Source organism: Bradyrhizobium sp. 87, from assembly GCF_023073015.1.
In the GTDB taxonomy this organism is placed as follows: domain Bacteria; phylum Pseudomonadota; class Alphaproteobacteria; order Rhizobiales; family Xanthobacteraceae; genus Bradyrhizobium; species Bradyrhizobium canariense_D.
Genome location: NZ_JADPIQ010000148.1, coordinates 139,710 through 153,348 on the forward strand (window position 1 = coordinate 139,710; position 13,639 = coordinate 153,348).

Sequence of the window (13,639 nt, forward strand, 5' to 3'; positions counted from 1 at the left end):
CTCCCTATTCCGCCGGCTGCAGCACGCCGGGCCGCGCGGTCGCGACCTCGTCGAGCGGCAGATCCAGCACCTCCTCGAATTCGACGATGTTGTCGATTTCCGTGCCCATCGCGATGTTGGTGACGCGTTCGAGGATGAACTCGACCATCACGGGCACGCGATGCTTGGCCATCCATTCGCGCGCGGTCGCGAACGCCGCCTGCGAGTCCTTCGGGTCGGTGACGCGGATCGCCTTGCAGCCGAGCCCTTCGGCGACAGCGACGTGATCGACACCGTAGCCGCCGAGCTCGGGCGCGTTGATGTTCTCGAACGAGAGCTGGACGTGATAGTCCATGTCGAAGCCGCGCTGGGCTTGGCGGATCAGGCCGAGATAGGAATTGTTCACGACGACGTGGATGTAGGGCAGATTGAATTGCGCCCCGACTGCGAGCTCCTCGATCAGGAATTGGAAATCGTAGTCGCCTGAGAGCGCGACGATATCACGATCCGGACACGCCGCGCGCACGCCGAGCGCCGCGGGTAGCGTCCAGCCGAGCGGGCCCGCCTGCCCGGCATTGATCCAGTTGCGCGGCTTGTAGACGCCCAGGAACTGCGCGCCGGCGATCTGCGACAGGCCGATCACGGAGACGTAGCAGGTGTCACGGCCAAACGCCTTGGTCATCTCCTCGTAGACGCGCTGGGGCTTGATCGGGACGTTATCGAAATGGCTCTTGCGCAACATTGTCTTCTTCCGGTCGCGGCAGGCAGCGGGCCACGCCTGGCGCTCGCGCAACCTGCCGGACCGGCGCCACTCCCTGGCGACGGTGACGAAGAGTTCGAGAGCGGCCTTCGCGTCCGAGACGATGCCGAGATCGGGATTGAACACGCGCCCGATCTGCGTCGGCTCGATGTCGACATGCACGAAGGTGCGCCCCTTGGTGTAGGTCTCGACCGAGCCGGTGTGGCGGTTGGCCCAGCGATTGCCGATGCCGAGCACGAAATCGGATTCGAGCATGGTGGCATTGCCGTAACGGTGGCTGGTCTGAAGACCGACCATGCCGGCCATCAGCACGTGGTCGTCGGGGATGGCCCCCCAGCCCATCAGCGTCGGCACGACCGGCACGTTGGCAATCTCGGCGAATTCCACCAGCAGATCCGAGGCGTCGGCATTGATCACGCCGCCGCCCGCGACGATCAGCGGCCGTTCGGCCGCATTGAGCATCTCCAGCGCCTTCTCGACCTGCTTGCGGGTCGCGGTCGGCTTGTAGACCGGCAATGGCTCATAGGTCTCGTCGTCGAACTCGATCTCGGCGAGCTGCACGTCGAGCGGCATGTCGATCAGCACCGGGCCGGGCCTTCCCGAGCGCATCACGTGAAACGCCTGGCTGAACACGCGGGGCACCAGCGCCGGCTCGCGCACCGTCACCGCCCATTTGGTCACGGGCTTTGCGATCGACTCGATGTCGACGGCCTGGAAATCCTCCTTGTAGAGCCGCGCGCGCGGCGCCTGCCCGGTGATGCAGAGGATCGGGATGGAATCAGCGATCGCGGAATAGAGCCCGGTGATCATGTCGGTCCCGGCCGGCCCCGAGGTGCCGATGCAGACGCCGATATTGCCGGCCTTGGCCCGCGTATAGCCCTCGGCCATGTGCGAGGCACCCTCGACATGGCGCGCCAGGATATGGCGGATCGAGCCGCGCTTCTTCAGCGCCGAGTAAAGCGGATTGATCGCGGCCCCGGGAACGCCGAAGGCAGTCGAGATGCCCTCCTTCTCCAGAATTCGCACGGCAGCATCGATGGCTCGCATCTTCGCCATATCGGACCTCGCTTGAGTTGCATTGGCTTGAGCGAGATCATCGGGCCCGCGAGGGCTTCACTCAACGAGATCGATTTTATTTTCCACGATGCGGCAGCCGCGGAAAAAACGTGGCGGTCTCAATCGGTTAGATCGAGATATCCGTGAAAGCGATCACTCGAACAGCGGCGCCAGCTGCATCTGCGGCACCAGCACGAGGCCCTTGTCGGTGATACGAATTTCCGGAATGACCGATAGCGGAATCAGATTGAAACCCATGTAGGGGATGGTGCAGCCGGCCTCCGCCCATTCCTTCTTCAGCGCCTTGACTTCTTCCGCCACCTCCGTGACGCGCTTGTCGGACAAGAGCCCAGCGATCGGCAGCGGCACTAGCGCCCTCACCTTGCCCTCGGCGACGAGGCAGACGGCGCCCTGTTGCTCCTTGATGGCGGCGACCGCGACCTGCATATCGGCCTCGTTGGTGCCGGCAACGATGATGTTGTGGCTGTCGTGCCCGACGCTGGAGGCGACCGCGCCGCGCTTCAGTCCAAAGTCCTTCAACAGGCCGTAGGCGACATTGCCGGCCGACTTGCCGTGGCGTTCGACCACCGTGACGAAGCATAGGCCGTAGCGGGCGAACAGTGAGGGCCAGTCCTTTGCGGGCTCGATCGCGATCTTCTCATGGATCAGCGTGATGCCGGGCAACGCGGTCTTGATCGCGTTGACAGTGCAGGCCTTCGCCGGCAGCTCCGGCGTCAGCTTGACCTTCTCGGGCAGCTTCACCGTCGCATAGGCCGCCTGCGGATATTGATAGCGCTGCGACAGCGCCTGCTCGAGCTTCGGCGTGATCTTTCGGTTTTCGACCACGAGTTCGCCGCCATACCAGGTGCATTGCGGCTTCAGATTGTCGTCCATCAGCACCAGATCGGCGCGGCGCCCGCCGCCGAGCCCGCCGATATCGCTGTCCATGTTGAAGCGCGTCGCGCCATGCAGCGAGCCCATCGACCAGGCCTGCTCCGGCGACATCCCTGCTTTCACGGCTTCGCGCACCACCCAGTCGAGACCGAACAGCAGGAGATCGTCGGCGTCGCGATCGTCGGTGCACACGGCCGTGCGCTTGTGCGAGGCGCCGAGCTCGGTGATGGTCCGGATCGCCTGCGGCAGCGAGTGCCAGGGCGTGGTCGGCGGTCCCCCGCGCAGGAACACCCAGACCCCGGCATCGAGCAGATCGTCGGCGATGTCGCGGTCGACCGCCTCATGGGTGTCGGTGATGCCGCTCGCCGCATAGGCCGCAACGAAGTCGCGGCCATAGATATGGCCGGACACCGGCCGGCCGCGCTTCAGGGCGGCAGCGAGGATGGCGTGGCTTCGCTCATCGCCCATGGTGACAGGCACGAAATCCATCTTCTCGCCGAGCCCGACGGCTTCCGGCCAACGGTCGAACAGGCCGGCGATCTTGTCGGGCGTCAGATCGCCGCCCGCAGTCTCCAGTGCGGCCGAAGTCGCAGGAACCGTCGAGGGCACCGTCAGGAAGATCGAGAGCGGAGCCTCGCGTGCGTCCTCCAGCATCGCCTCGACGCCGACGACGTCCATGACGTTGCCGATCTCGTGGCTGTCGCAGAAGATTGTGGTGGTGCCGTTGAGCAGGGCGGCCTCGGCATAGGCGCAGGCCGTCACCATCGAGGATTCGATGTGGATGTGCGGGTCGACCAGCCCCGGCGCGATGATGCCGCCCGCCGCGTCGTAAACCGGCACGTCGCCGAAGACATTCTTCGCAGCGCCGGCCGGCTTCATCGCAGCAATGCGGCCGCCGGTGATCCAGATTTCGCGGTTCGCAAGGATGCGCTCCGAATAGGTCGAGAGCACCCGCGCGCCGGTGACGACGAGATCCGGCGCGACACGCGCCGAGGCCACATCGGCGAGACGCCGGGTCATCGAATGCAGCGGTGCGACGGCGAAGCGGGTAAGTCTGGTCATCAGAACCCTCGCGTGGCGTTATGGCCCTGCGATGGTTACGCCCTGCGCCCGACCGGGCAAGCGCAAATATAACGGCAGGCTCTGCTTACGCTTTAGGCGGAGAAGCGCCTGCCGCCGCTGGCCTCGCAGGTCTGCGCGAGTTCCGTCGTCGCGGGGCCGGTGCGGCAGCGGGCTTGACCCGAATCCGCATCGACCTCCCGTTCTGCTCGTCAATCTCGAACGCATTCGTCTTGCGCACGAGGTCACTCAGCTTGCGGAAGCCGAACGTTCGCGGATCGAAATCGGACGCGAGATTGGCGAGCTGGCGGCCAACTTCCCCGAGCGTCACCCAGCCGTCCTCGCTTTCCATCTGGGTGATGACCTTCTTGATGATGGGGGTTGCGGCATCGAGCGGCTGAAGCGACGTCGATCTCGAGGCGGCGTCCTGGGTGTTCGCTGGGGCGGCAAGCAAGTTCTCCGTGTAGACGAACCTTCGACAGGCCTGCCGGAAGCTCTCCGGCGTCTTCTGTTCGCCGAACCCAAAGACGTCGATGCCCTGCTCCCGGATGCGGGCGGCCAGACGGGTGAAATCGCTGTCCGACGACACCAGGCAAAAGCCATCGAACCGGCCGCTGTGAAGCAGGTCCATTGCGTCGATGACCAGCGTGATGTCGGAGGCATTCTTCCCCGTCGTATAGGCGAACTGCTGCTGCGGGATGATGGCGTGTTTGGACAGGATGTCGGCCCAGCCCCTCGACCTGGCATTGGAGAAGTCGCCGTAGATGCGGCGAACGCTGGCCTCGCCGATCTTGGCAATCTCGTCGAACAGCCCATCGGCGATTTTTGCCGAAGCATTGTCTGCATCGATCAGGACAGCGAGACGGGGCGAACGGAGCTCTGACGGCATGACTTTTCCCACGAGATGAACGTAACATTAGAAGACGCTCGCGGCGGAATGGCTAGTCCTCGTTCGCCTTGAAGCGTCCCATCCCTTTCAGCACGAAGGGTGCCAGCAGCGCGATGAACGCCAGCGCAAGCAGCGTCGCCGAGATCGGGCTCTGGAGCAACGTCATGGGATCGCCGAGACTGATCGCGAGCGCGCGACGCAGCTGGCTCTCGGCGATCGGGCCGAGGATCAGGCCGACCACGACGGGCGCGATCGGAAAATCGAACCGCCGCATCAGAAAGCCGAGCACGCCGAAGCCGGCCAGCATCGACAGTTCGACCACCGACGGCTTTGCGGCGATGGTGCCCATGGTCGCGAACACGAGGATGCCGGCATAGAGCCACGGCTGCGGGATCGCCAGCAGCCGCACCCACAGGCCAACCAGCGGCAGATTGAGCACCAGCAGCATGCAATTGGCGATGAACAGGCTCGCGATCAGGCCCCACACGAGGTCGGGCCGCTCGGCGAACAGCAGCGGCCCCGGGTTGAGGCCGTATTGCTGGAAGCCCGCCAGCATCATCGCGGCCGTCGCCGAGGTCGGCAATCCCAGCGTCAAGAGCGGCACCAGCGTGCCGGCAGCCGAAGCGTTGTTGGCGGCCTCCGGTCCTGCGACACCTTCGATCGCGCCCTTGCCGAATTCTTCGGGGTATTTGGTCAGTCGCTTCTCGCAGGAATAGGACAGGAAAGTCGGGATCTCCGCGCCGCCGGCAGGCAGCGCACCGATTGGGAAGCCGAACATGGTGCCGCGCAACCACGGCTTCCACGATCGCTTCCAGTCTTCCTTGGTCATCCACAGCGAGCCGCGCACCGGCTCGAGCTTCTCTTCGGTGTGGTGGCGGCGCGATGCGACGTAGAGCGCCTCGCCCACCGCGAACAGGCCGACCGCGAGCGTCGTCACCTCGACGCCGTCGAGCAGCTCGGGCACCCCGAACGCAAGCCGCGCCTGACCGGTCAGCTTGTCTATACCGACGAGACCTAATGTCAGACCAATAAATAGGCTGGTCAGGCCGCGGATCGGAGAATCGCCGAAGGTCGCCGACACCGTGACGAAGGCGACGCACATCAGCGCGAAATAATCCTCCGGACCAAAGCGCACGGCGAAATCGACCAACCACGGCGCGAGAAAGGCAAGCCCGATGGTGGCAATGGTGCCCGCGACGAAGGAGCCGATCGCGGAGGTCGCGAGCGCCGGTCCGCCGCGGCCGGCCTTGGCCATCTTGTTGCCTTCGAGCGCCGTCGCCATCGAGGCGCTCTCGCCGGGCGTGTTGATCAAGATGGCCGTAGTCGATCCGCCATACATGCCGCCGTAATAGATGCCGGCAAACATGATCAGCGAACCGCCGGGATCGAGCTTGTACGTCACCGGCAGCAGCAGCGCGACCGTCAACGCCGGGCCGATGCCGGGCAGCACGCCCACGGCCGTGCCAAGGAACACGCCGATCAGGGCGTAGAGGAGATTCATCGGCTGGACGGCGACCGCCATGCCGTGGGCCAGCGCCGCGAAAGTTTCCATCACAGCAGTCGCTCCAGGGGGCCGGCCGGAAGGCTCAACGTCAACAGGCGGTCGAACGCGAGGTAAATGAGGGTCGACATCACGAGGGCGATGGCGGAATCGACGAGGACAGCCCGGCGCCCAAATGCCGCCGAGGTCGTGACGAACAGCGCCGACGTCGCCAGGATGAACCCGCCGCCGAAGCCGATGATGCCGATCAGCAGCGCAAGGCCGGCGAGGATGAAGACCACAGGCACGGGATCGGCGCTTTCGCGCTCTGGCAGATTGCCGCGCAGCGCGTCAACGAGATTGCCGATCGCGAGCAGCGCGAGGCCGGAGGCGATCACGACCGGCATGGCTTCCGGCCCCATCCCGTACATCGCGGTCGATTGCAGGCCGTGCGCATCCCAGACCAGCACCGCGGCAAGACCTGCGAGCAGCGCGGCGATGACGACGCCGGCGCGATCGATGCGCCGCGGTGGCTGGACGGGATCGCCTGTGGTCATGACTTGACCAGGCCGACTGATCTCAGCACGTCCGTCACACGCACCGTTTCTTTCTTCAGGAAATCGGCGAAGGCGTCACCGCCGAGATAGGCATCCTCCCAGCCCTTCTGCTTGAGGATGTCTTTCCAGGCGTCCGACTTCACCATCTTCTCGACCGCGTCGCTGAGCGTCTTGCGCTGCTCCGGCGTGATTCCGGGAGGCGCGACCACCGAGCGCCAGTTGGCGATCACGAGGTCGATGCCCTGCTCCTTGAAGGTCGGGATGTCGCTGCCTGGAATGCGCTTCTCCGAGGTCACGCCGATCGCGCGCAGCTTGCCCGACTTGATCTGCCCATCATATTCGCTGAGGCCGGAAATGCCGGCAGTGACCTTCGCGCCGAGAATGGCGGCGAGCGACTCGCCGCCGCCCGAGAACGGGATGTAGTTGATCTTCTTCGCGTCGGCGCCGACGGCACCAGCGAACAATGCCGCCATCACGTGATCGACGCCGCCGGCCGAGCCGCCGGCGAAGGTCACCTTGGCGATGTCGGCCTTCACCGCGGCGGCCAGATCCTGCGCGGTCTTGATCGGCGAATTGGCCGGCACCACGATCACCTGGATTTCCTCGGTGAGGCGCGCGATCGGCGTCACCTGCTCGAGCGTGACGGGTGATTTGTTCATGGCGAGCGCGCCCACCATGACGAAGCCGTTGACCATCAGCTGGTTGCCGTCGCCCTTGGCGCCGTTGACGAACTGCGCGATGCCGACACTGCCGCCTGCGCCGGGAACGTTGGTGACCTGCACGCTGCGTGCGACGCCGGCAGCGACCAGCGCCTGCTGCATCGAGCGCGCGGTCTGGTCCCAACCACCGCCCGGCGCCGCAGGTGCCATCAGCTTGAGCTCGAGCTGCTGGGCAAAGGCCGGCGTGGCTGCCGCAAGGGTCAGCGCGACGGCTGCGCCGACGAGGCGCGCGGGAAGTTGAAACATGGGACGTCTCCGGGCTCATGCGGACGTTTGCCGCATCGTGTCGTTTGGTCGCATATCAGCCAAAACGGCCGACACTGTCCAGTGACATACCCCCGGTTTCCGATTAGCGGGGCGTCGGAATTGCCCCGCCGAGCGCTGCCGTCAGTTCGGCGGCAACATCACGGACGATTTGCCCGATTTCCGGTAACCGCTGATCGGTCAGCCGGCTGGTCATGCCGGACACCGAAATCGCAGCAAGCGGCTCGGCGCAGGCGTTGTAGACCACCGCTGCAACGCAGCGCAGGCCCATGCAGGCCTCTTCATCATCCAGCGCGTAGCCTTGCTTGCGGATCTTTTCGAGCTCCTTGAACAGGTCGCTCGGCCGCACGATCGACTTCTCGGTCAGGCGTGGCATGCCGTGATGGCGGATGACGGCGCCGACGTCCTCGTCGGAATAGGTCGCGAGCACCGCCTTGCCGACGCCGGAGGTCACCATCGGAACGCGGCCGCCGACTTGGGTCAGCGAGCGCATGATCTCGCGGCTCTCCATCCGGGTCAGCACGATGATGAACTCGTCGTCGACCACGGCGAGATTGGCGGTCTCGCGGGTAAGATCACGCAGCTTGCGCAAGTAAGGAATGGCCTGGGCACTGAAATTGCGCCGCCGCGCAAAGCTCGCGCCCACCGTGAAGCTGCGCACGCCGACATGCCATTTGGATTCGGCGCGGTCGAACTGCACGAAGCGGCGGCTTTCCAGCGTCGCCAGCAGGCGATGCACGGTCGAGGCCGAGAGCCCGGTGCGGACGGCGAGATCGCTGAGGCGATAGCCTTCGTCGTCTTCGGACAATGTCTCGAGGATCGACAGCGCGCGATCGACGGACTGCACGCCGCCGTCGCGCGCGTCGTGATCGGCCGCCGATGGCGATCGGGGCTCGATCGATTTGCGCCGGATCACGTTCCTGCCCATCGCGACCTGACTGTTCTCACCTCTCCCCGCGCGCGGGGAGAGGTGAAGCGGCATCGTCGGCTCAGAGCAGCCCTGCTCCGCGCGCCCATTTGTACTTGGCACCGAGGACCTCGACCGGCAGTTCGGTCGAGTAGGCATAGGCCGGAATGCCGTTCTGGTAGAGATATTCGGCGGCTTCCTCAACCTCGACGTCGCCGGCGAGCGAGGCGACGATCGGCTTCACGAAGCCCTTGGCCTCCATCTCCTTCTTCACCTCGACCATGTTGCGGGCGAACACCATCGGCGGCGTGACGATGGTGTGCCAGTAGCCGAGGATCAGCGAGTGGATGCGCTCGTCCGTCAGGCCGAGTTTTACGGTGTTGACGTAGGTGATCGGCGGCTCACCGCCGGTGATGTCCACGGGATTTCCGGCCGCGCCAAACGGCGGGATGAACTTGCGGAAGGCCGCATCCAGATCCGGCGGCATCGACATCAGCGACAAGCCGTTGTCGACGCAGGAGTCCGACAACAGCACGCCCGAACCGCCTGCACCGGTAATGATCAGCACGTTCTCGCCCTTCGGCGTCGGCAGCACCGGCACGCCGCGCGCGAATTCGAGCAGCTGCCGCAAGCTACGGGCGCGGATCACGCCGGACTGGGCCAGGACATCCTCGTAGATCTTGTCGTTGCCGGCGAGCGCGCCGGTGTGCGACGAGGCCGCCTTGGCACCGGCGGAGGTGCGGCCGGCCTTGAGCACGATGACCGGTTTTTTCTTGGAGACGCGTTTTGCGGCTTCCGCAAAGGCGCGGCCGTCCTTGAGGTCTTCGCAGTGCTGCGCGATCAGGTTCGTGTTCGGATCCTGCTCGAAGAAGGCGAGCAGATCGTCCTCGTCGATGTCGGACTTGTTGCCGAGGCCGACGATCGCCGACACGCCCATCTTGGCCGAACGGGAGAAGCCGATGATGGCCATGCCGATGCCGCCCGATTGCGAAGACAGTGCCGCGTGGCCCTTGACATCATAGGCGGTGCAGAAGGTCGCGCAGAGGTTGGCAGGCGTATAATAGAAGCCGTAGATGTTCGGTCCCATCAGGCGGATGTCGTACTTCTTGCCGACTTCGACGATCTCGGCCTGGAGCTCCGGCGCGCCGGCTTCCGCGAAGCCCGACGGAATCAGAACCGCGCCGGGAATTTTCTTCTCGCCGCATTCGGTGAGCGCCGCGGCCACGAACTTCGCGGGAATTGCGAACACCGCGGTGTCGATCACGCCGGGCACGTCCTTGACGCTCTTATACGCCTTGTAGCCGAGGATCTCGGCGGCCTTGGGATGAATCGGGTAGATGTCGCCCTTGTAGCCGCCGTTGATGAGGTTCTTCATCACGGAATTGCCGATCTTGCCGTCTTCGGCTGAAGCGCCGACCACTGCAACCGCCTTCGGCTGCATGATGCGGCTCATGGCCGCGACGATCTCTTCGGTCGGGCGCGGCTTCGGCTTGGGCACGTAAGCGAAGTCGACGACGATGCGGACGTCGGCCGCGATGGCGTCCTTGGCCGTCGCGAACACCGGGTTGAGATCGAGCTCGACGATCTCGGGGAAATCCGTGACGAGCTGCGAGACCTTGACGATGACATCCGCAAGCGCGGTGCGGTTCACCGGCTCGCCACCGCGAACGCCCTTCAAAATCTCATGCGCCTGGATGCCGTCGAGCATCGACAGCGCATCTTGCTTGGTCGCGGGCGCGAGGCGGAAGGTTATGTCCTTCAGAACTTCGACCAGCACGCCGCCGAGGCCGAAGGCAACCAGCTTGCCGAACGAGGCGTCGGTGATCGACCCCACGATCACTTCGGTGCCGCCGGCCAGCATCTGCTGCACCTGGACACCCTCGATCTTGGCATCGGACTTGTACTTCCTGGCGTTGGAGAGAATCGTCTCGTAGGCCTTCTCGGCGTCTTCGGCCGTCTTGAGGCCGACGATGACACCGCCGGCTTCGGTCTTGTGGAGAATGTCCGGCGAGACGATCTTCATCACCACCGGAAACCCCATCGAGGCGGCCATTTTGCCGGCCTCGCCGGCCGACTTCGCCACACCCTCCTTCGGCACCGCAATGCCGTAGGCGTCGCAGACCAGCTTGCCTTCCGGCGCGGTCAGGCTGGTGCGCTTGTCCGCCTTGACCTGGTCAAGCACCTTGCGGACGGCATCTTTGGAATTGGACATGTGGCTCTCCCTTGACCTTGGTTCTTGCGTTCTCAAAGCGCGCGCGCGTTGCGGCTGCCCGTGATGCTTTCCATTCGCCGCGCTCTGTTCCATGTCGCGGAACGGAGTGGCATAAAGCCGAGATTACTCCGCCGGCTTGGATCAAAAATGGCTGGCGATGGCATTTGGTATGCCAGAAGCCAACTTGTCAAGCTGCAGCGCACCTTAGAACGCTGCAAAAAATAGGCAGCTTGACATTCTGGTATTTGGTATGCCAAAAACTTTCCCGTTAATAATCCTGTAAAAGACGACTCCCACTGGAGGAGATTCGTCGTGTCACTGCGGAAACCAACCAAGGCGTTGCCGAACATGGCCGAGGCAGATATCGCAATCGTTCGTATTGCCCCGGAGTCGAGCTTCAAGAACAAGGCGTATGACGCCTTGAAGGAAGCCATCCTCAAGATGGACATCTACTCGACGCCCGAACCCGTCATGCTCGACGAGCGCGCGTTGTCCGAGCGCCTCGGCGTGAGCCGCACGCCGATCCGCGAAGCCATCGCGATGCTAGAGCAAGACGGTTTCGTGAAGACGGTTCCTCGCCGCGGCATCATGGTGGTCCGAAGGACCAAGAGCGAGATCGTCGACATGATCCGCGCCTGGGCGGCGCTGGAGAGCATGGCGGCTCGCCTCATCACCGCCACAGCGCGCAAGAAAGACATCACGGCGCTGCGCGACTACTTCAAGGAATTTGGCAAGGATCGCCTGCCCGAGGATCACGTCGAGGAATATTCGCGCGCCAACATCGCCTTCCACCAGGCGCTGATCTCGCTGTCGGAATCACCGGTGCTGGTCGATCTCACCAACGACTTGCTGCTGCATGTGCGTGGCTATCGGCAATTGACCATCGGACGCAAGGACCGCACCGCGACGTCGCTTCCCGAGCATCTCGGCATGATCGAAGCCCTGGAGGCGCGCGATACCGAGCTCGCCGAGAAGCGCGCCCGCGATCACACCCTTGGCCTTGCCGCTTACGTCGAAGCGCATGGTCAGGAACTCTTCTAGCCGGCAACGTTCACCAAAGGGCGAGGCATCGCCCCCAAAAGCCTGAAACGGCATCTTGAGACCAGGGAGACAAGGCCCATGCTGAATACCGCGACCAAGTCCGAAGCACCGGGCACCGAGCAGGAATTGACGGATGGTTTTCATCTCGTCATTGACGCGCTCAAGCTGAACGGCATCAACACCATCTATAATGTGCCGGGCATCCCGATCACGGATTTGGGCCGCATGGCGCAGGCGGCCGGTATTCGCATGATTTCGTTCCGCCACGAGCAGAACGCCGGTTATGCGGCGGGCATCGCCGGCTACCTCACCAAGAAGCCCGGCATCTGCCTCACCGTCTCCGCGCCCGGCTTCCTCAACGGTCTCACCGCGCTCGCCCACGCCACCACCAACTGCTACCCGATGATCCTGATCTCGGGCTCCTCCGAGCGCGAGATCGTCGACCTCCAGCAGGGCGACTATGAAGAGATGGACCAGCTCGCGATCGCCAAGCCGCTGTGCAAGGCAGCCTACCGTGTGCTGCACGCCCAGGACATCGGCATTGGTCTTGCCCGTGCCATCCGTGCCGCCGTCTCCGGCCGTCCGGGCGGCGTCTATCTCGACCTGCCGGCAAAGCTGTTCGGCCAGGTGATGAACGCCGATGCCGGCCAGAAGTCGCTGGTCAAGGTAATCGACGCGGCTCCCGCGCAGATCCCCTCGCCCGCTTCGATCAAGCGCGCGCTTGATGTTTTGAAGAGCGCAAAGCGCCCTCTCATCATCCTCGGCAAGGGCGCGGCCTACGCGCAGGCCGACGAGGAGATCAAAACCTTCGTCGAGAAGAGCGGTATCCCCTTCCTGCCGATGAGCATGGCCAAGGGTCTCCTCTCAGACACCCATCCGCAGTGCGCAGGCGCTGCCCGCTCGACGGTGCTGAAGGAATCCGACGTCGTCCTGCTGATCGGCGCCCGGCTGAACTGGCTGCTCTCGCACGGCAAGGGCAAGAACTGGGGCGAAGCGCCCAAGAAGTTCATCCAGGTCGACATCGAACCGCGCGAGATGGACTCCAACGTCGAGATCGTCGCGCCCGTCGTCGGCGACATCGGCTCGGTCGTCTCCGCCTTCAACCAGGCGATGGCTTCGGGCTGGACCGCCCCGCCTGCCGAATGGACCAAGGCGATTTCGACCAAGCGCGAAGAGAACGTCGCCAAGATGGCGCCGAAGCTCATGAACAACAAATCGCCGATGGACTATCACGGCGCGCTCGGCGTGCTGAAAAACGTCATCAAGGATCATCCCGAGGCGATCCTCGTCAACGAGGGCGCCAACACGCTCGACCTCGCCCGCGGCGTCATCGACATGTATCGCCCACGCAAGCGTCTCGACGTCGGCACCTGGGGCGTGATGGGCATTGGCATGGGCCAGGCGATCGCGGCTGCTCTCGAGACCGGCCATCCCGTGCTCGCGGTCGAAGGCGACTCGGCCTTCGGCTTCTCCGGCATGGAGGTCGAGACCATCTGCCGCTACAATTTGCCGATCTGCGTCGTCATCTTCAACAATGACGGCATCTATCGCGGCACCGACGTCAACGGCGCCAACGCCGATCCGGCGACGACGGTGTTCGTCAAGGGCGCCCGCTACGACAAGATGATGGAAGCCTTCGGCGGCGTCGGCGTCAATGCCACCTCACCGGACGAGCTCAAGCGCGCCGTCAACGAGGCCATGGCTTCGGGCAAGCCGACGCTCATCAACGCCGTGATCGATCCGGCCGCCGGTTCCGAGAGCGGCCGCATCGGCAACCTCAATCCGCAGAGCGTTCTGCAGAAGAAGAAGTAAGCATCCCCGT

At 64.3% G+C, this 13,639-nt stretch carries 10 protein-coding genes; 2 read left to right on the forward strand and 8 right to left on the reverse strand.

From position 1 onward, the window contains the following. Nucleotides 1-4: 4 nt before the first annotated feature. The 8 genes from gcl to IVB50_RS39180 all read right to left on the reverse strand — a co-directional run bounded on the left by gcl (nt 5) and on the right by IVB50_RS39180 (nt 10,776). A complete protein-coding gene (gene gcl, locus IVB50_RS39145) occupies nt 5-1,795 on the reverse strand; it encodes a glyoxylate carboligase (protein ID WP_018458591.1) in 1,791 nt (596 codons plus the stop codon). Nucleotides 1,796-1,948: 153 nt separating this feature from the next. Continuing rightward, nucleotides 1,949-3,751, reverse strand: coding sequence for an adenine deaminase C-terminal domain-containing protein (locus tag IVB50_RS39150; RefSeq protein WP_247300163.1), 1,803 nt, complete (start codon nt 3,749-3,751; stop codon nt 1,949-1,951). 85 nt (nt 3,752-3,836) lie between these two features. Beyond that, nucleotides 3,837-4,637 (reverse strand): NYN domain-containing protein, encoded by an 801-nt coding sequence (locus IVB50_RS39155; protein ID WP_018458589.1) that lies wholly within the window; start codon nt 4,635-4,637, stop codon nt 3,837-3,839. A 52-nt stretch (nt 4,638-4,689) separates the two neighbouring features. Beyond that, on the reverse strand, nt 4,690-6,189 hold the full coding sequence (locus tag IVB50_RS39160) for a tripartite tricarboxylate transporter permease (protein ID WP_018458588.1): 1,500 nt from the start codon (nt 6,187-6,189) through the stop codon (nt 4,690-4,692). Then, nucleotides 6,189-6,674, reverse strand: a complete 486-nt coding sequence (locus IVB50_RS39165; protein ID WP_018458587.1) for a tripartite tricarboxylate transporter TctB family protein — start codon at nt 6,672-6,674, stop codon at nt 6,189-6,191. The genes IVB50_RS39160 and IVB50_RS39165 overlap by 1 nt, the downstream gene beginning before the upstream one ends. Further along, nucleotides 6,671-7,639, reverse strand: a complete 969-nt coding sequence (locus IVB50_RS39170) for a tripartite tricarboxylate transporter substrate binding protein (protein ID WP_018458586.1) — start codon at nt 7,637-7,639, stop codon at nt 6,671-6,673. Before IVB50_RS39170 ends, IVB50_RS39165 begins: the two co-directional genes overlap by 4 nt. A gap of 103 nt (nt 7,640-7,742) precedes the next feature. After that, nucleotides 7,743-8,585 (reverse strand): IclR family transcriptional regulator, encoded by an 843-nt coding sequence (locus tag IVB50_RS39175; protein ID WP_018458585.1) that lies wholly within the window; start codon nt 8,583-8,585, stop codon nt 7,743-7,745. Between the two features lie 61 nt (nt 8,586-8,646). Then, on the reverse strand, nt 8,647-10,776 hold the full coding sequence (locus IVB50_RS39180) for an acetate--CoA ligase family protein (RefSeq protein ID WP_018458584.1): 2,130 nt from the start codon (nt 10,774-10,776) through the stop codon (nt 8,647-8,649). Nucleotides 10,777-11,124: 348 nt separating this feature from the next. Here IVB50_RS39180 and IVB50_RS39185 point away from each other — a divergent pair, with 348 nt between their 5' ends. Together IVB50_RS39185 and oxc are read left to right on the forward strand one after the other, a co-directional pair. Continuing rightward, nucleotides 11,125-11,817 carry a GntR family transcriptional regulator gene (locus IVB50_RS39185; protein WP_162496371.1) on the forward strand — a complete coding sequence of 231 codons (693 nt, stop codon included), beginning with the start codon at nt 11,125-11,127 and terminating at the stop codon, nt 11,815-11,817. A gap of 78 nt (nt 11,818-11,895) precedes the next feature. Further along, nucleotides 11,896-13,629 (forward strand): oxalyl-CoA decarboxylase, encoded by a 1,734-nt coding sequence (oxc, locus tag IVB50_RS39190; RefSeq protein WP_007608367.1) that lies wholly within the window; start codon nt 11,896-11,898, stop codon nt 13,627-13,629. The last annotated feature ends 10 nt before the right edge of the window (nt 13,630-13,639 follow it).

What these genes read in the sequence shown, in the direction of transcription:
- IVB50_RS39180 (WP_018458584.1), bottom strand. Translation starts at nt 10,776, where the DNA reads ATGTCCAATTCCAAAGATGCCGTCCGCAAGGTGCTTGACCAGGTCAAG.
- IVB50_RS39185 (WP_162496371.1), top strand. Translation starts at nt 11,125, where the DNA reads ATGGCCGAGGCAGATATCGCAATCGTTCGTATTGCCCCGGAGTCGAGC.
- IVB50_RS39155 (WP_018458589.1), bottom strand. Translation starts at nt 4,637, where the DNA reads ATGCCGTCAGAGCTCCGTTCGCCCCGTCTCGCTGTCCTGATCGATGCA.
- IVB50_RS39160 (WP_018458588.1), bottom strand. Translation starts at nt 6,189, where the DNA reads ATGGAAACTTTCGCGGCGCTGGCCCACGGCATGGCGGTCGCCGTCCAG.
- IVB50_RS39150 (WP_247300163.1), bottom strand. Translation starts at nt 3,751, where the DNA reads ATGACCAGACTTACCCGCTTCGCCGTCGCACCGCTGCATTCGATGACC.
- gcl (WP_018458591.1), bottom strand. Translation starts at nt 1,795, where the DNA reads ATGGCGAAGATGCGAGCCATCGATGCTGCCGTGCGAATTCTGGAGAAG.
- IVB50_RS39170 (WP_018458586.1), bottom strand. Translation starts at nt 7,639, where the DNA reads ATGTTTCAACTTCCCGCGCGCCTCGTCGGCGCAGCCGTCGCGCTGACC.
- IVB50_RS39165 (WP_018458587.1), bottom strand. Translation starts at nt 6,674, where the DNA reads ATGACCACAGGCGATCCCGTCCAGCCACCGCGGCGCATCGATCGCGCC.
- oxc (WP_007608367.1), top strand. Translation starts at nt 11,896, where the DNA reads ATGCTGAATACCGCGACCAAGTCCGAAGCACCGGGCACCGAGCAGGAA.
- IVB50_RS39175 (WP_018458585.1), bottom strand. Translation starts at nt 8,585, where the DNA reads ATGGGCAGGAACGTGATCCGGCGCAAATCGATCGAGCCCCGATCGCCA.